This window comes from Flammeovirga yaeyamensis, from assembly GCF_018736045.1.
Taxonomy (GTDB): Bacteria; Bacteroidota; Bacteroidia; order Cytophagales; family Flammeovirgaceae; genus Flammeovirga; species Flammeovirga yaeyamensis.
The window spans coordinates 255,162-275,320 of the sequence record NZ_CP076133.1 but is presented as its reverse complement, the minus strand read 5'-3'; the positions used below and the strand labels follow the sequence as shown (position 1 = coordinate 275,320).

Here is a 20,159-nt window from a genome sequence, read left to right as displayed (position 1 = left end):
TATTTTTTTACTATGATGTATGAGTCGAACAGGATGTATAGCATCCTAAAGGTGTTAACGCTAACACTTTTTCTTTGCGGGTCAAGTATCTCTTTGATACAAGCTCAAAACACTAATTCTGAAATTAGTTGCTCTTCTAATGATCACTGTCCTCCAGGATATGTATGCGAAGGATGGCCCACCTATAAATGTGTTCCAGATGGATCGGGTGGTGGAGAAAATCCTACTCCGGGTAATCCTATTGCCAATGCAGGTGCAAACCAAACAGTCATTGATACAGATGGAGACGGTGTAGAATCGATTACTTTGGATGGGAGTGGTAGTACAGCAGACGGTACAATTGTATCGTTTGTGTGGTCTGAGGACGGTATCGAATTAGGTACAGGAGAAACAATTACAGAAGATTTTGCAGTGGGAACACACAACATTGAACTTACTGTTACCGATGATCAAGGAGCAAAAGGAAGCACAACTGTACTTGTGATTGTTCAACCTTTTAATACCACCCAAATGAATAGAATTGGGGTGGGTGATCAGTCGGTTTTCTTATCGGGAGGAAATTTAGCATGGTACAATTTTGCCAATGACTTCGGTGAAAAAACCACTAATCTGGATTACTTCGAGCAAGCCATTTCTGATTTTGCCACTAGAGGCGGAAACTCGATGAGACTTTGGGTGCATATCAATGGAGCCAACAACCCTGAGTTAGATGCCAACGGCTACACTTCAGGACTTGAACCATCGATGATTCAAGATTTGAGAGATGTTTTGGATATTGCCTATGATCACAATGTGGTATTGAATCTATGTTTATGGTCGTTTGATATGTTGAACACAAGAGATTATCCCATCGAGGTATCTCAAAGAGCTAGAAAACTATTGGAAGAAGAAGAAAATATTGATGCTTACATCAACAATGCTTTGATACCGATGGTGAATGGTTTGAAAGACCACGAAGCATTATTATCGTGGGAGGTTTTCAATGAGCCCGAAGGAATGAGTAACGAATTTGGTTGGGACTTTACGGATCATGTTCCGATGTCTGTGATTCAGAGATTTGTCAATAGACTTTCGGGTGCTATCCATAGAGCAGATCCTGCTGCGTTGGTTACCAACGGTTCTTGGTCGTTTAAAGCAAATTCCGATATTTTCTCAGGAGTAGAAAAAAACTATTATTCAGATGCAGAACTGATCGCGGCAGGTGGAGATGCAGATGGTATTTTGGATTACTATCAGGTGCATTATTACAGTTGGGCTGGCACTACTTATTCTCCTTTTGTACATCCTGCTTCCCATTGGGAACTTGATAAACCTTTGGTGATCGGTGAGTTTTATGTGGAAAACCAACCCGGATCAATTGCCAAAGAAGATTTGTTTCCCATTTTATATAACAATGGATATGCAGGTGCTTGGGGATGGCAGTACAGAACGTACGACGACGGAGATAACACAGATGAAATGCATAGAGATGATATGCTTGATGGCATCAAAACGATTGATGGTTATCCTGAAATTGCTATTGATCCAGATAGAAACCATAGACCAACGCTAATTGGTGAAATCAATAATTTCAGAATCGATAAAAACTCAAACCCGTTAGTTAATTATGTTGATTTAAACACTGTATTTTCAGATCCAGAAGGCACCGCATTACAATTTTCTGTGGAAACTTCTCCTCAAAACGTAGTGATTCCATCAGTGATTAACGGCTTTTTATCTTTGGCATTTGCCGAGGAAGCCACGGGAGATGTGACGGTCAGCATTACAGCAACAGATTCGGGAACACCTGCGACTTCTAGATCGTATGATTTCATCGTCAGCGTCAAAGAACCGGGGACAGGAAATCTTGCTTTATATCAGTCAACTTCAGCATCTTCTGTAGAAGAAGGTCCAAATACTGCTGCTAGTGTAAATGATGGAGATCAATTAACAAGATGGTCGAGTTTGTACGTAGATCCAAGTTGGATTGCCATTGCCTTCGATCAGGAATATTCAGTGAATGAAGTGAGGCTATATTGGGAAGGATCTTACAGTTCTCAGTACGAAATTCAGGTATCGCAAGATGCTGTGTCTTGGAACACTGTATATACCAATAACGATGGCAGAGGTGGTGAAGATATTATCACTTTCCCTGCTGTCAACGCGAAACATATCAGAATGTATGGTAAACAAAGAGCCATTGAGTGGGGACATTCTATTTATGAGTTTGAGGTATACGGAGATGTACCAAAATCGATATCAGCCAATGCGGGAGAAGATCAATTTGTAAGCGATAGCGATGGAGACGGAGTGGAAACGATCACATTAGATGGTACCGCTTCCACAGATTCTGAACAAACTATTACTTCTTACGAGTGGAGTGAAAATGGAGTGTCTCTTGCTTCTGGAGCAACTGCAAATGTTCCTTTAGGTGTGGGAATTCATACGATTACATTAACGGTCACCAATAACCTTGGGGTGAGCAGTACAGATAATGTAAGGGTTATTGTTGATGATGGTAGTTTTGGACCTCAAATTTTTGAAGCCGAAAATGCTGCTTTAACTTCTGTTACAGTTGCTTCAGATGCTACAGCAAGTGAGGGTGCTTACGTGAATATGGAAGGAAATGGTACTATTTCTTGGACATTTAATGCGGTATCTGCTGGAACACAAACCATAAAAATTGGCTATTTATTACCTTATGGAAGTAAGGATCAGTATGTAAGTCTGAACGGAAATTCTCTTGGCAGTATTCCTTTTGATGGCCCAATAAATACATGGTTAGAAAAATCGCTGACCGTTGATCTTGTGGAGGGGAATAACACGCTAACGATCACAAAGCATTGGGGATATATGTACTTTGATTACTTAAGCACGGGTGGTGTATCAAATACTAGAGTGGTATCCATTGAACCGAGTGAAACTCTAGCCGAAGTTGTCCTTTATCCCAACCCGGCAACCACAGCATTTACTGTGAAATCGGATCACTTCCAATCGCTAACAATCTATGATATGAAGGGTGTTGCTTTAATCAGTTCAAACCAAAAAAATATAGATATATCAGAATTAGGTTCAGGTATTTATTTAGTGAAAGTTTACACTCTTAATGGCGTGAAAAATTTACGACTAAGAGTGAGATAAATTCCAACTTTACTTTTGAATGCGGGGCGAAGGTCTCGCATTCTTTTTCTAATAATTGATGCCCCCTAAAAAGAAGTGGACTATAGTGTAGATTTTCTTGATTAGAAAATGAAGAAAATCATTGAAAACCTTTCATTTGCCCTAAATAAGTGATTTTTCGTCTTCTTATTGATAGGATAATTTTGTATTTTGCAAGTATTATTTTGTATGAAATAAATAAGACGAACACTACGATTTATGGCTAAATTTTTCAAGTATATACTAACTTATCTGTTCTTGTTATGTTCAATTTTAGCCTATTGTACTCCAAATAAATTACCTAATTTTTCGGGTTCTGTGACCAATATACTTCAAGACAAAGAAGGATACATGTGGTTTGCAACTTGGGATGGTTTATACAAGTACGATGGGTATGAATTAACGGTATTTGGTGAAAGAAATTATCAACCATTATTGGACAAAAAGATCTCTGCTATTATGGAACATTCCAATGGCAAGATATGGATTGGTACTGATAATAATGGCATTTTTATTTACGATAAGAAGACAGATTCCTTTCAACATTTAACTCAAGATTCTGAGTCTGCAAGAACGTTAAACATCAAGCGTATTACTTCTTTTGATGAAGATAATTTAGGTAATATTTGGATTGGTACACAAGGGAATGGTTTAGCCTACTACAACATCAACGAGAAATTATTCAAAGCTTATACCCAAAGAGATTTTGGTGACTTATTCGATATTCAGGTTTTCCAAGACTTGGTTGTTTCTGTGCATTACGATAAAAATGGATTCGTTTGGTTTGGTACGATGCAAGGGTTGGCTTGTATGGATATTAAAACCGAAGAAATTTCATTGCTGGAAGGAACGGATTATAAAGGAGTGTATTCCATTTTTCAGACGGAAGAAAATGAAATTTGGTGTTCAAATAAACAAGGAATTTTCACCACTCGTTTTGAAAATACAGAATTGAAAGGAGAGTTTGTCACTCATCTGATCAACAATAAAAAGTCATCTTTAACTCCATCCCCTTCTAAGAAAAATACGCTGTGGTTTATGACATCAAATGATGTATTTACCATAGATTTGAAAGAGAAGAAATTAAAGAAGTCCAAAGAATTTGATGCTAAAAGTGGCTTCTCTACGATCTTTGAAGATAGAAGTGGAGTACTTTGGGTAGGGACTCACTTTGGAGTATATACCTTAGATTTGTACAAAAAACCAATTCGACCTTTACTCAATAAAGAGATTGATCCAGTTGTCACCATTGAAGAACATAATGGTGTTGTTTGGGCAGGGACCATCAACGGAAAACTGTTTTATGAGGCATCAGAAAACGAAGATGGTACAGGTGTTTATGTTCAACACCCACACCGTTTCGAGCAAATCTCACAAATCAGATATTTCGATAATAACGTTTGGGTAAGTACTGTCGGAAAAGGCATTTATATTTTAGATGAAAAAACAGCACGCATAAAGAAGGAATACCAATTGTCAGATAAGATTATCAACCCTTATGTGATGTCGATGGTGAAGAGTAATTACGACGATACTTTTTGGATTGGCTGCTGGGATGCTGGTTTAGCCTATTTTGATGCTTCTAAAGATAAGTTTGTTTCTTTAAATTCTGGAAAAGTAAGGGAGTTGTTTAATGTACCTATTGTCAAGATTTTTCCAGTGGCCAAAGGGGAAATTTGGTTAGGAACAAGAGGAGAAGGCTTGTGGAAAATAAATTATACTGAGGATTATAAAGTAACCAATGTATCACAATTTAATGTAAAAACACCTACTATGAACACTTCTCTTATAGCTGATATAGTAGAGAAGGATCATCAGACATTATTGGTGGCTACAGAAAATGGTTTATTTGAATTTCTGAGAGATCGAGATCATTTTTCTCAAAAGAATATACCGAATAGATTACTAAAAGCAACCATCAGTAGTTTAGAGAAATCTGCTGATAATACAATTTGGGGGACCACCTTAACCTATGCTTTTCAGTGGAATGATAAAGGCTTCTTCAGTTTCAGTACAGAAGATGGTTTAGCCAATGAACGCTTTTACAATAACTCCAAGAAAATCACCTCAAAAGGAAATATTCTCTTTGGAGGAGAAAAAGGGATCGATATTTTAAACATTGAGAATTTCAGTTTATCACCTTATGATGTTTTTCCAATAATCTCTATGTTCTATTTAAATGGAGAACACATTCATCCAGGAGAAAAAGTGGATACGAACATCTTATTAGATGATGTGATTCAAAATAAAGCAAAACTACAATTGAATCACGATCAAAACTCTTTCTCTTTTTATTTGGCTACTTTGAATTACACAAAGGGAGATAAGAAGAATTTTAAGTATAAACTTCAAGGAGTTGATCAGGATTGGAAGGAAACAACGGGTGAAAATCATGTAGTAAGGTATAATGGTTTGATGCCCGGAAAATATACCTTCCAAGTGAAAGCTTCGAATGTAGATGGGAAATGGAGTGATCAAGTAAAATCTATCGATATCACGATTACTCCAATTTGGTATAAATCGATTTATGCCTATGTGGTTTATGCTATTCTTTTATTGGCTATTATACTCTTTGTAATGGTGTGGTGGAGACGTAGGGTACACAAAGCCAACGAAGAAAAATATGAACACCTTAAAATGAGAGATGAAAGGATTGAGTATGAACGTAAAGTCAATTTCTTCACTAATTTATCTCACGAATTAAGAACTCCGCTTACCCTAGTTTTAGGACCAATCGAGCAAATTGCCAAAAACAATAAAGTGCAAACCGAATTGCAAGAACCTTTAGGAATTGCCTTTAGAAATGCTCAACGTTTACTCCGTTTAACCGATCAGCTGATGTTTTTAACCAAGAGTCAGCACGGACAAATGCGTTTAAATATCAAGCAAGAAGAATCAAATTTACTGATTAAGGACGCTACTGATGCTTTTAAACATGTAGCGAAAAAGCGTAATGTAAATTATTCTATCAATTATTCAGAACAACTTCAACCTTCTGTATTTATTGATAAAGTGATGTTTGAAGCGGTCTTGTATAACATTCTATCCAATGCCTTTAAATACAATGTAGAGAATGGAGGTGTTTGGGTAACGACATCTACAGTTTCTTTTGAGGAAATTCAAGCCAAGTTTGTGGGGTACAAGGGCAATCAACCTGATAAATATGCGAGACAATATTTAAGAATCGAAGTGAAAGATTCTGGTATTGGTATCAAGAAGGAAGATTTGGAAAGTATTTTTGATCGTTTTTATCAGGTGAAAACGAAAAACGATGCTGGTTCTGGTATTGGTTTGGCTTTCGCTAAATCAATTATTGAGGTGATGAAAGGAATTATTTATGTAGAAAGTGAAGTATCACTTGGTTCTAAATTTACACTTTTGATTCCATCGGATGAAGACTTCTACTCATTAGAGGAAAAAGAGAACGAATCGGCTGAATTGGTATCAAAGTTATTGTATTCGAATACTGAAAAACTACAGTTTGATTCACCTGATGAGAAAAAGGTAGAGGCCGAAAAAGTCGAAAAAGAAGAATTGATTTTGATCGTTGAAAAATCAAAAGAAATACAAGAATATATAGGTAGTATTCTAGAGAAAGAGTACAAAATCATGTTTGCTGAAAACGGATTGGAGGCGTATGAGAAGGTCTTAAAATACTATCCGTCTTTGGTTATTTCTGAAATCTATTTAGAGGGAATGGATGGGCTTCAACTTACAGAAAAAATTAAGTTGGGAGAGAAGACCAAACATACACCTGTGATCTTACTTTCTTCAAATCCGGATACGCAAGAGCGAATAAAAGCCTTAGAATCGGGATCAGATTCTTTTATTGCCAAACCGTTCTCGCCGAAACATATGGATGTAAGGGTGCATCAGTTGCTGAAGGCTAGATCAAATATTATGGTGCTGGATACGAAGGAAACTAAGAAGAAGAAAGCGGCTCCTAAGAAAGTAGAAATTTCTTTTGAAGATCAGGTGAGAATCATCATTGAGAAAAACCTATCAGAGGTAGAATTTTCGATACCAGAATTGGCGAAGGAGTTGGACATGAGTAATATTCAACTTTATCGAAAAATGAAAACCGAGACCGGAATGCCTCCGGTGGAATTTGTGAGAAATATTCGTCTGCAGAAAGCATTGGACCTTTTGAAAACTTCTGATCTGAACATCTCTGAAATTGCTTATGAGGTGGGATTTAATGATCCTCAGTATTTTAGGAAGTCGTTTAAGAAGCAGTTTGGGCAGACGCCGACGCAGTATAGGAAGCCGATTAAAAACTAATAATCCTATTTATATGCCCAGGACTCAAGTCCTAGGCTGGTGATAATTATATTAGTCAACACTAAAGTGTTAACTAATTGGGTGCAAGACGGAATGAACGTATGGATTCCACGTCTAAATTCGTAAAGACTTTAGTCATTGCGGATAAAATTATCACCAGCCCAGGGTTTCAACCCTGCTGGGTCTTAGTTCAATACAATACGGAATGAATGTATGATTCCACAACTAAACCTGCAATGTCTTTAGTTTTTTAGATCTGATTTGAGAACACTTTTCTAAACTCACAGATTATAATGTGGAATCTTGAATGAATTAATCTCTATATACAAAGAAAGGATTAAGTTTTAACCTAATCCTTTCTTTATATATCTAATAGTATAAATCACGTAAGTAATTGATAATCTAGTAACTTTCTTATTTAAAATTTGATACTTCTACCCAATTCTTTCCACCATCCGAGGACTTCCAAACATCATTTAATTTACCATAACCATTATCCCCGCCAATAACATAAATTTCGTTATCCAACACTAAACTGCTGTGGTCAGTTCTTTTAGTAAATGTAGCTGATGACGTCACCTCTACCCAACTCTTTCCACCATCCGAGGACTTCCAAACATCATTTAAGCGATTGTAATTTTCATCAGACCCTCCAATTACATAAATATCATCACCTAACACTACACAGCTGTGACCAGATCTTTTAGTAAATGGAGCCGAGGACGTTGCCTCTACCCAACTCTTTCCGCCATCTGAAGACTTCCAAACATCATTTAAACGATTGTAATTTTCATAATACCCACCGATCACATAGATATCATCACCTAACACCACGCTGTTGTGACTAGACCTTTCAGTAAATGGAGCTGATGAAGTTACCTCTACCCAACTCTTTCCGTCATCTGAAGACTTCCAAACATCATTTAAACGTGTTCCATCATACCCACCGATTACATAAATTTCGTTATTCAATACTAAGCTGCTTTGGTCAGCTCTTTTAGTAAATGGAGCTGATGACGTCACCTCTACCCAACTCTTTCCACCATCCGAGGACTTCCAAACATCATTTAAACGTCCTTCACTAGCCCCACCAATAACATAGATATCATTACCTAACACCACGTTGCTGTGAGTATACCTTTCAGTAAATGGAGCTGATGAAGTTACCTCTACCCAACTCTTTCCACCATCCGAGGACTTCCAAACATCATTTAAACGATTTCCATCAGTCCCTCCAATCACATAAATTTCATTATCAAACACTACACTGCTGTGATATGCTCTTTTAGAAAATAATTTTTCCACTTTGTATTTCAATGAATATTGAGTGTTATTATATTCTATAATTATTTCACTGTTTTGAAGAGAGTCATAATCTGTGGAGGATGTTAATTCCGTAACAACTTTAGTCCCTTCCAATAATTCTATTTCAGCTTCTAACCCAATGGTTTCATACTCCTTAAAATATAAAGTAACTATATCATCTTCAGTATTTATTTCAGAAAAAACGGTATCGGTACCATTTACCAAATAAAAATCTTTTACAAGGCTCACTACAGGAATTCTCGTAAAGTTAGTACTTATCGTATAAGGATATTCATCTCCATTATACCCAACTTTGAACTCTAATTCAGGTTGAGAAAAGTCTGTGGTTTCATCCAATGTACTGATAACAGATACGCTACTATCAGCTAATTCAACAACCACTTTATATCCTATAGAATCTAATGATTTAATTTCTAAGTCGATATTTTTTGTGTCATTGTCAACAGCACCTGTAAATATTTCATTCTTTGTTGTGTCATCAACGAATTCATTTACTACATAAAAAGCAGTGATAAAGTCCTCAATTTCTGTATCTTCAGTTTCTGTGTCTTCAGTTTGAGGAGGATCTACCTCGCTTTCTGAACAGCCAAAATAAATGAAGGCAAATGATACAAAGAGGAGTAAAAAATTGATTTTTTTCATTTTATTGAAAATTTGTTTTAATAATTAGTTTTTAATACCAGCTAAAAAAGTCCTTTTATTGAAAGCTTTTGGAAAGCGTGCAAGTTACTTTTTTTTACAGAAAACCAAAAGATGTGAATTTAGAATTACGAAAAAAATAGCTCTTGACAGAATTTCCGATTATAAAGTTTACCTTATTTTGAGAAATATAATCTCTGTTTGATATTATCAAGTGTAAAATTGATTAGCAAAATAAGCCTTTACTTGTCCAAAATTTTTATTAGCTAACATTTCACTAATTGGGTGCAAAACGAAATGAACGTATGGATTCCACGTCTAAATTCGTAAAGACTTTAGTCTTTGCGGATATAATTATCACTAGCCCAGGGTTTCAACCCTGGGTATTAGATCAATTCAAGGTACGCACATAAAAAAATCCCCAACCCAAAACACAAGTTTCAGATTGGGGACCATCCAACAATCAATCGGCATTACCAATCAATCGGCATTACCAATCAATCGGCATATAATCTTTCAAGAATTTACCCGACCAATGTTTTCCTGTATTAATACCATCGATCAGCGGATCAAGCACTCTTGCCGCACCATCGACGATATCCAAAGGAGGTTGGAAATCGTGTAATTCTTCTTTTTTCTGTGATAAGTGTACCGGGTCTTCATCAGTTACCCAACCCGTATCCACAGCATTCATGAAAATACCTTTTTTAGCCAAAGAACCTGCAGATGTGTGCGTCATCATGTTCAAGGCCGCTTTCGCCATATTGGTGTGAGGGTGACGGTCTTCTTTATGGAAACGGTGGAATTTACCCTCCATCGCCGACACGTTGATGATGTGTTTCTTACCAGTGTAATCCTTTTCCATCAATTTAGAAAGACGGTTACACAAGACGAAAGGAGCGATAGAGTTGACCAATTGTACTTCGACCATTTCTGGTGTTTCGATCTCCCCTAAACGAAGTCTCCATGAGTTGGTTTTTCTTAGATCGACTTGTTGTAAATCGGCATCTAGTTTACCTACAGGGAATACCTCTTTCGTAGCGATACTGTTATCGAAGCTATAAGGAATTTGCGAAAGTTGAGCCGATGCTCTTAAGCCGATACCCGCTTCAGAAGTACTCCATTTTACAGGAAGACGACCATTTTTAGCACTTTCACTTGTTTGTGATAATTCCGAAAGTTCCGTTAGACAGTAGATATGATCTTTCAATACGCTTTGAGCTGAAGCTGATAATGCTTCGAACGGTTGCTCTTCTCCGGCCATCAAATGCTCGTAGAAACCAGCAGGTCTCCTTACCGTTTGAGCGGCATTGTTGATCAGAATATCCAAGCGATCGTATTGTTGCTCGATAAAGTTACAGAAGATTTCAACTGATGGGATATGACGTAAATCCAATCCATGAATCTTTAAGCGATGACCCCATTCTTTGAAATCAGGCTCCTTAGAGAAACGTTCTGCCGAATCCACAGGGAAACGAGTCGTAGCCACTACTGTAGCACCTGCTCTCAAAAGAATTAAAGTGATATGGTATCCGATTTTTAATCGAGAGCCCGTCACTACTGCTACCTGACCTGTAAGGTCGGCACTTTGGAAACGTTTTGCATAGTTGTAATCACCACACTTTGGACACATTTGATCGTAGAAATGATGTAGTTTTGTGTACTCAGTTTTACAAACGTAGCAGTTTCTAGGAGAAGTTAATTCAGGAGTATCTGGAATTTCCATGTTCTCCAAAATTCGAGGAGCCACAAAAACACTTGCTTCACGAGCACTACGAATACCAGTAGATTTTCTAGCGTGTTTGTTTCTCTCTTGCTCCTTTCTTTTGGCAGCTTTCTTTATATCTTTTTTACGCTTACCAAACTCTTCACGGTTAGGTCTACTTAATTGACCTGCCGCTTTAATTAGGGCAACACGTTTTTCTTCACTCAAGTCATACAGTTGTACTGCATCAGCGGATAGTGTCTGCAATATTTTGATGCATTCATCAATCTGTTGCTCACTTAACGGCTGTTTGTCCTCTTCTGTCATATCGTTCTACTAAAATTGAAGCCGAAAGATACTGCCTTATTTTTTAATATGAGTGGAAATTTTAGTTAATGTTTAAAAGTAGTCTTTTAAAAAAATGAATCATTCATAATTTTCAAAAATGATGTGTCAATTCAATAAATTATTATTAAAGCGCAGTAAAACAGTGTTTTATGTGTTGGTTGATTGAATTTGCAATGATAAAAATTGTGTGCATTGTTAAATTAATCAAAAGAAAATTTGCATACTTTTCTACTTAGTACTACTTTTGGTAGTAGTTATGGACGAATTACTAATCAACATAGGTTTCTCTCAACAAGAATTAAAGATCTATAAGCTCTTATTAGAGAAAGGAGAATTATCGGTAACCGATATTTCAAGGCTTACATCAATACCAACTTCTAAGTTGTATGCATTTATGGATACGCTTACTGATAAAGGCTTTTGTAGATTAGTAAAAGATCGTCCTAAAATTTACGCGCTCAACTCTCCGAATTCAGCGTTCAATAGAGTAAGAGACGAATACATTCAAAAAGAAAAAGCATTACAAAAATTAAGTAACGAACTAGAAGAAAAATTTTTACAAACTAAGTCAAATACTACTTCAGTCTTTCGAACTATTACCAATCCAAAAGAAATTCTGGAAGAGTATTACCGCTTATTCCGAATGGCGAAAAAAATAGGTGTAGGCTTTTCAAAAGCCCCTTATACTGTCAACATCGAAGAGCTTGAAAATGTAAATCCATCCGAGGAGGAATCCATTAATAATGGCGTAGAATTTAAAGGGATTTATGAACTTCCGAAAGGAGAAAATGAAACCAATATTAAGCGATTGGCTAATTATTTTAAATCAAAAGGAGAAGATGTGAAAATGATCGAATCCTTGCCTTTTAAAATGCTTATGGTAGATTTTCAATATGTTCTAATTCTTTTACATGGAGGTAACGGATTATCATTAAACATGGCACTTACAGTAGACGATAAGGATTTTGCAACATCTATGTACGATTTGTTTCAGCTATATTGGGAGAAGGCAGACTACATTTAAACTATTCTCTAATGCTAATTGTGTGCTAGTATTACAGACATCATTTCTTCATCTCAACTAAGACTAATCTCTTAAACTACTTGACTCTATAATGCTTACTATTATATAAGGACTAGCTTATAATGGCGACTTATTGTCAAAATTATAACACGTTTTATTTGACTTTTTTGCAACCAATTCATCTTGATTATTAAAAATGAAACATCTTTTTACGCGAACTACACGCTGGTGGAGTTTGACGGCACTTTTGTGTTTTCTAACTTTCCAAACTTCACTTTATGCGCAAGACAAACAAGAATTTACCAAAGGGGTAATTCGTATTAAAATCAAACCAAGTGATGTTCAATTCTTAGAACAACAAGTCGCTAAGATCACCGAAAATGAACTTCCGTTAAATTCAACAGGTTTCAGAAACTTCGATCAGTTAAATGATAAGTTTCAGGCAAAAAGAATTAATAGAGTTTTCCGTGATGCGGGTAAATTCGAAGCAAGACACCGTGCCTATGGTTTCCATCAGTGGTACGAAATCGAGACTGATTCTTTAAACGAAGTACAAGAATTAGTCGCAGCATATTCAGCATTGGATATGGTGGAATTTGCTGAACCAAGAAGTACACATAACATCTTGGCTGAAGCGTTGAACCCACCAAACGATCCTTTTTTCAGAAACCAATGGCACTATGATAACTTCGGTCAAGATTACGGTACTCCAGGAGCAGATATTAATTTATTGAAAGCTTGGGAGATCGAAACAGGTAAGCCGGATGTTGTTGTTGGTGTAATTGACGGTGGTATCGATGTGAACCACCCCGATCTAAAAAATAGATTATGGATCAATACAGGAGAGATCCCCGGTAACGGTATAGACGACGATGGTAACGGTTATGTAGACGATTACTATGGTTGGAATTATGCGGATAATATGCCGACAATCATTCCTCACGAACACGGTACACACGTAGCAGGTACAATTGCAGCAGAAAATAATAACGGTATCGGAGTATCTGGTGTAGCTGGTGGATCCAAGCCAGAAGATGGTGTTAGAATGATGTCACTTCAAGTATTCTCTGATTATTTAGGAGCACCTACTTATGGAGGTTTCGAAGAAGCATTTATCTATGCAGCCGATATGGGTGCGGTAATTACCAACAACTCTTGGGGTTCTGGCGGAGAATCGGAATTACAAAAAGCAACCATTCGTTACTTCGTAGAAAACGGTGGTAAAGACAAAGAAGGTAATTACACAGGTCCTGTACAAGGTGGTGTAGTCATTTTTGCAGCAGGTAACTATGGTGCAATTACGAATGTATATACTCGTCCTGCTACATCTTATCCATCGAATATGGAAGAAGTAGTTAGTGTTGCTAACACTGATAACAACGATAAAAAAGCGATCTCATCTTATTGGAATGAGACCATTGATATTGCAGCTCCAGGTTCGAACATTTACTCTACTTTTCCTGATGGTAGATACGAGGCGATTTCAGGTACTTCAATGGCGGCACCTCACGTAGCAGGTGTAGCAGCATTGATTGCCTCTAACAATGCTTACAATATTACAGCAGATCAAGTAAAAGATCGTTTGATTAACCATTCGAAGAATATAGATCACCTTAACCCTACTTTTGTAGGTAAAATTGGTAAGGGTCGTTTAGATGCCTATGCTTCGTTAGTGAAGGATGAGGGAGCATTACCTCCTGTAGTTTCAGATTGGGGTTTCCAATATGTTTATTCAACATCTACAAGAATAGGATGGAGTTTTGTAAAAGATGATTTTGGCTTAACTATTAAAAAGTATGAGATTTTATTAGCTCAAGGTACTTTTGAGGATAATGAAGCTTTTGAAAATGCAGCTGAAAAGATTTCTTACCATGCGATTACAGGCAACTCATTTGCTAATTATGAAATCGATCATCTTTCTCCGGTTAGCACTTATTCTATAGCCATAAAAGCAGTAGATAATTTTGGAAATAAATCGCCTTTATCTGAAGTATTTGAAATTTCAACTCAAGCTACTCCATTACTATCTTGGGTTTCTGATGAAGAACCACATTTGACTTACGATGTGACATCAGCTGAACTTCCAAAAACTAATATAGCTATTGTAAATAATGGTTCCGTACCTAGTAGAATTGTCTTTACTATTAATGACTTTGAGCATAATACAGTAGAATCAAATCCAGTAGGTAGAACAGCAGCAGCAAGTGTAGATACTAATCTTCCGTTCTCTACTTCAGAAGAATATGCTAAAATTCCTTTTTCTGAAATTCCTGATGAAGGAACTACTCCAGATCTAGAAGAAGTAATTACAATTTTATCGGATTCAAAAAAAATAGATTCTGTCTATCACGATGAACAAGAAGTTCCTACGTTTATGGTAGGTCACTCTGGTGCAGCAATGGAATATGCTAATAAGTTCGTAGCAGAAAGAGATATGGAAATTGGAATGGTAAGTGCCGTTCTTTCCAACGAGATGTACTTGAGTGTTCCATTTACAGTGGCAATGTATATTGGAGGAGAAGACCAACCATTTGGTCAACCTGTTGCAACAAGTAGCTTATATGTATCAGATCAACAAAGAGGTGGCTGGGTAAGTACTTCTTTCTGGCCAAAGACAGTAAAGGCAGGTGAGACTTTTTGGATTGCAATTGGTGCACCTCAAGGTATTTTCTATCCATTAGGGGCAGATGAAGCATCATATAGTGATAGAGGAATATCATATGCAAGAAAAGGGACACATGGTTATTATACAGATTATGCTGCTGCACATGGCTCTTTGTTTAAGATTAGAGCTTATGAGATCCAAAAGAAAAATGACTTAGTCTCATTCAGTGATAGATATGCTGATATCGAAAATGGTGAAATAGCTTCAACAGATGTTACTCTTAAGAAAGGAGATTGGAAAAACGGTACATATAAGCTTCAAATTTTGGGGCAACATGAGAACCCAATGCAATATCCTTTAGCAAAAAATATTTATGTAACTGTAACAGGTAATACTGCTGAACTTACTTGTGATGTTGAAGAATTAGCATTCGGAACGTTATTCGAAAATCAATCGGAGAACACTAAATTCATAATTAAAAATGAAGGTAAAGCAGAATTAGAAAATATTCAGCTTTCAGTAACAGAAGATGACTTTTTCGAAGTTTCTCCTTCGGAAATTGCTGAATTAAAACCGGGTGCCCAAGTAGAAATAACCGTTAGTGCGAAGGGTTCTGATCAAGTTATTGATGTTCAATCAGAATTATCAATTACAGGTTTAGCAGAAACAATTCCTTTATCAGTAAATCATATAATTGGACCAAAAGTGGAATCTGATCAGCCAACTGTTAGCTGGATAGATGATGATGCAGTTACAATTGGAGAAACGGCTACAGCAGAATTCACACTAACAAATAACGGTGATCAAGCAACAGAATTTGTTTTTGATGCTATTGAAAATGATGGTTACACAAGTTTTGTAAGCGACATTACTCCATCGAGAGCAACACTTGATATTGGAGAATCAGTAACATTACAAGTATCAGTTGATACTGAAGGTGAGATTGCTTATTCAGATAAGAAATCGGTTACTCTATATGCTACTCACGATGGTGGTAAAACAGCTGTAAAATTCGAAGTAGAACTACATGGTGATGTAATCGCTGAGTATGATGCGGATGTAGATTTTGGTAGTGTTATATATAAGGAAGGTATTACTTTATCAAAAACAGTTACAATTTCTAATAAAGGTAATGTTAAAGGAACATTTGCTTTAGGAGAACTTCCTGCAGGTTTTACAGTGAGTGGATATATTCCTTCATCAGTAAGCCCGAATGGGAAAGTAAATCTTAACATCAAAGCTGAATTTGCTGCAATTGGTGAATTAATGGGAGTATTGCCATTTACGATGAATGATGAAACATTCGAAATCAATTTATCTGCATCGGCACTTCCATCTCCAACAGTGGATGTAAATACAACAGAATTTATTACATCGAATACAATTGCTTACGGAGAGGATGGAGAATCAACATCATTCACGATCAATAACGAATCGGAAGATCTTGATTTACATTATAGCTTAAGTACTCCGAAATGGATGACACAGGCAGGTGATGAGTTTTTTGATTACGATGGTACGGACAATGGCTTTGGCTATGAGTACAAAATGTATGACGAACTTATTTGGGAAGATATTTCTGAAGTAGGTAAAGACGTTTCTTACGAAATGTTCTATCCTGAGTTTGTGTATGCTTACGAATTCGAAAATTTCGAATTCCCATTCTATGGTCAGTATTACGATCGTTTCCAAATGTCGATTGCAGCCTTAATTAGCTTCAACCCTGAAACTGAGGCATACGATTTTACTTATACTCCATATCCAGCTTATAACATTGCTACAGGTAGCATTTATAATGGTCTTGACTTAGGAATTATCTCGGCATTCTGGATGAAAATGGTTCCTTCAAGTTTAGAAGGTAGTGGTATTTTTATGTACGAAAAAGAGGATAGATTAATCATTCAGTTTGAGAAAAACGTAGCTGCAGGTGCAGGTTCGCTTGGTAATGAAACAATAACATCTATTCAAATTGTATTGCATAAAAATGGCGATATCGATATGGCTTACAAGACGTTACCAAATGTATTTGTTTACCAAAATATCGGTATGAAGAATATCGAAGGAGATTATGCTTTCCAATACATGGAAACAAATGCAGATTTCAGAAAGGAACTTTTAGGAAAAACTTTAAGAATTAAAGCACCTAAAATCATTACTGTTCCAGCAAAATCTTCTGAAGTTGTCAATTTACAGTATGTAGGAAATAACACTCCTGTAGGTGAACATAACGGTGAAGTGATTGTACACAATAACGATGCTTCTAACCCAAGAATCACGACGGATGTTACTTTAACCATTACTGGTGAAGCTGATTTATCTATCGAAGAAAGCGATTTAGAATTCACTCAATTGGTTTATTTGGAAGATACAGCTTTTGAAGAAACAAAAACATTTGTAGTGAAAAACGAAGGTAGTTTACCTGTAAATGTGACTGCTTCTCTAATGAATGATGAATCCTTCCATTTTGATATTGATACGTTACTAGGAGCATTCGATGCCTTAACTTTAGAAGTATCTTATGCAGCTCTAACAAACGAAGAAGTAAGCGATGTCTTAATTCTAGATTTTGATAATGGAGATCAATTGGAACTTCCATTAAAAGGCAATGCTGTACTACCTGCTGTACTTGATTACGATTTAGGTACTTCAATGAGAGTAGATACATTGGACCTTTTAGTAAATGAAGGACAAGAAACGGTTCACGAATTTGTAGTTTCTAATAACGGTGATGAGCAAGTATTGGATTATGCATTAACTCTTGGTATTGCGAAATACGGTTGGGGTGTAGAAAAATCAATGCGAACAAAAGCAACATCAGAAACTCAATTCCCAGAAGAAGCAACATTGATTGATCACAATACTGTTGAATCATTCAAAATGTTGAATACTTATGAGTTTGCTCCTTCTGTAGCATCGAACAATATGCGTACAACACATGTTGAAAAGCATGCATTTACAGATTCAATTTCATACGATTTCCCAACAGAATCGCCAATGAGTTATTTAGGATCTACAGATTTTGATGTTCACTATGCCGCTAAATTTGAAGTAAATAATACACAAGGATTTACTTTAACTCATATCAGTAATTACTTTGTGAAACAGTCGGAATCGGCATGGACTTTTGAGATCTTAAAAGGAGATACACCGACTTCTCAAGAAGTTATCGCAACTCAAATGTACTATCCTAGTTCTTTAACTGGAGAGATGGAAAACATCACTTTAGATGAACCAATTTTCTTCGAAGATGGAGAAACATTTGTTATTCGAGTAATGGCTCCAGAAGATGTAGAATTCCGTATTCCAGTTGACTACAATGTACCTTCAACTATCGGTAAATACTTTGTTACGCTAGATGGTGGTAAGAATTGGGAAGTGATGTCATCGAGCACATTCTTCTATTACACTTACGCAATTAAGCTAAGAGCAATGGATGCTTACGGACAAGAGTGGGTAGATATTTCACCAAGAAACGGTGCCTTAGAAAGTGGTGCTTCTGCAGATGTAGAAATCACTACAGCAATGAACAGATTCGAGACTGGATCTTACGAAGGTTACTTATACATTGGTCATAATCAACCACTAGTAGAGACAGTGAAAGTACCAACATTTATTAAGTACAATGCTGCTCCAATGTTCGTTGGAAATACAGCTTTGGAAGTGAATGAAGGAGATAGCATCACTTGGAGCCTACCAATGTTTGATAAAGAAGCAGACTCATTATTCTTAGCATCATCAGAAAATGCAGATGATTTCGATTTCGAAATGAGTAATGATACTTTATATGTAACTATGGTACCTTCTTACACTATGAGTGGTGAGTACTTCCCATCATTCGAGATTGAAGATACTTTAGGAGCCAAAAGAGTAATTGATTTTGCTGTGGAAGTAAAAGACGTAAAAGTCGCTCCAATTGTTGTAAAAGATTTTGAAGAACTACAGTTAAATCCTCAAGCTGAGACAACCATTTCTCTTGAAGAATATTTCGAAACACTAGATGGTGAAGAAATGGTTTACTACGTGAAGAATAGCGATCAGTATGCTGCAGCTTGGGTAAATAGCACAGATCTTACTGTTCTAGCTTCTAGTGTAGGGGATACAGAATTAATAATTGTTGCTGAGAACGAATCAGGATTAACAGTAGAAAGTAATCTAAAAGTATCTGTTGTAGGTGCTCCACTTTCTATTGATATGAATGAGCTAGTTGGAAACATTTATCCTAACCCTACAAAAGGTAAAGTATTCGTACAGCTTCCAGCAACATTCAGTACAGAAGCTACAGTAGTAGAAGTTCATAACTTGATCGGACAATTAATGTTCTCTAAAGTGATTAGAGATGCAGGAAATGTAGTTGAGGTAGATCTTTCTGATATGCCTAAAGGATTCTACATGATCAAGCTAAATAACGGAAATGCTCAAGTTTCTGGAAAAGTTTTAAAAGACTAATATAACTCTCCTCTAACTATTTGATATTCATCTTTAATGCATGGTTTAATGGAATATTTTCCATTAGGCCATGCCAATTGAAATAAGACCGACAAATTGAGTATCAAATAATTAGGTTGGAATGATGAATTGTAAAAAGTACTTCTGTCATGGAAGTGCTTTTTTTATTTGAATCCAATTCATGAACTATTTATTTAATAACCTAATGAATATTTTATGAACTACACTGTTTAATTTTAATCATTTCTTAATTGGTAGAATAGAGTTTTCAACTACTTTTTACGCTTTTTTGTATCGAACGAGTACATTATCAATGATCAGTATTTATGAAACCAACAACTTTATCAGAAAGAGGGTATTTAACAAATAATAGAGTAAGACAAAAAACAGAGATAAATTATAAGTTTGTATTAGTATTGGCTAAAATAGTACAGTTATTACTCATCATTGGGTTTATTATTGGTACTTTAGGGATACTAGTTGCTTGCACTTATTTTACAGTTAATCTATTTGGTTTTCAAGAATTTTATTATTTGAAAGGTATCTATATTTCATTATTAAAATACTATGCAATTACTGGAGTCATATTACCAACTTTACTCATTGTTATTGCATTTTTAACCATCCGAATAATTGATACTCAATAG

7 protein-coding genes are annotated in these 20,159 nt (G+C 36.2%); 5 read left to right on the top strand and 2 right to left on the bottom strand.

Features of this window, described 5'->3' with window-relative positions; genetic code table 11:
* Nucleotides 1-33 precede the first annotated feature (33 nt).
* A complete protein-coding gene (locus tag KMW28_RS21500) occupies nt 34-3,120 on the top strand; it encodes a discoidin domain-containing protein (protein WP_215585936.1) in 3,087 nt (1,028 codons plus the stop codon).
* A gap of 237 nt (nt 3,121-3,357) precedes the next feature.
* Nucleotides 3,358-7,419, top strand: a complete 4,062-nt coding sequence (locus KMW28_RS21495) for a hybrid sensor histidine kinase/response regulator transcription factor (protein WP_169662312.1) — start codon at nt 3,358-3,360, stop codon at nt 7,417-7,419.
* Between the two features lie 414 nt (nt 7,420-7,833).
* Here KMW28_RS21495 and KMW28_RS21490 read toward each other — a convergent pair whose 3' ends face one another.
* Together KMW28_RS21490 and KMW28_RS21485 are read right to left on the bottom strand one after the other, a co-directional pair.
* Nucleotides 7,834-9,387: a Kelch repeat-containing protein gene (locus KMW28_RS21490; RefSeq protein WP_169662313.1), complete on the bottom strand. Its 1,554-nt coding sequence runs from the start codon at nt 9,385-9,387 to the stop codon at nt 7,834-7,836.
* 487 nt (nt 9,388-9,874) lie between these two features.
* Nucleotides 9,875-11,416, bottom strand: a complete 1,542-nt coding sequence (locus KMW28_RS21485) for an SDR family NAD(P)-dependent oxidoreductase (RefSeq protein WP_169662314.1) — start codon at nt 11,414-11,416, stop codon at nt 9,875-9,877.
* A 277-nt stretch (nt 11,417-11,693) separates the two neighbouring features.
* Here KMW28_RS21485 and KMW28_RS21480 point away from each other — a divergent pair, with 277 nt between their 5' ends.
* The 3 genes from KMW28_RS21480 (at nt 11,694) to KMW28_RS21470 (ending at nt 20,159) form a co-directional block, all read left to right on the top strand.
* Nucleotides 11,694-12,461 carry a TrmB family transcriptional regulator gene (locus tag KMW28_RS21480; protein WP_169662315.1) on the top strand — a complete coding sequence of 256 codons (768 nt, stop codon included), beginning with the start codon at nt 11,694-11,696 and terminating at the stop codon, nt 12,459-12,461.
* Nucleotides 12,462-12,657: 196 nt separating this feature from the next.
* On the top strand, nt 12,658-19,512 hold the full coding sequence (locus KMW28_RS21475) for a S8 family serine peptidase (RefSeq protein WP_169662316.1): 6,855 nt from the start codon (nt 12,658-12,660) through the stop codon (nt 19,510-19,512).
* Between the two features lie 326 nt (nt 19,513-19,838).
* A complete protein-coding gene (locus tag KMW28_RS21470; RefSeq protein WP_169662317.1) occupies nt 19,839-20,159 on the top strand; it encodes a hypothetical protein in 321 nt (106 codons plus the stop codon).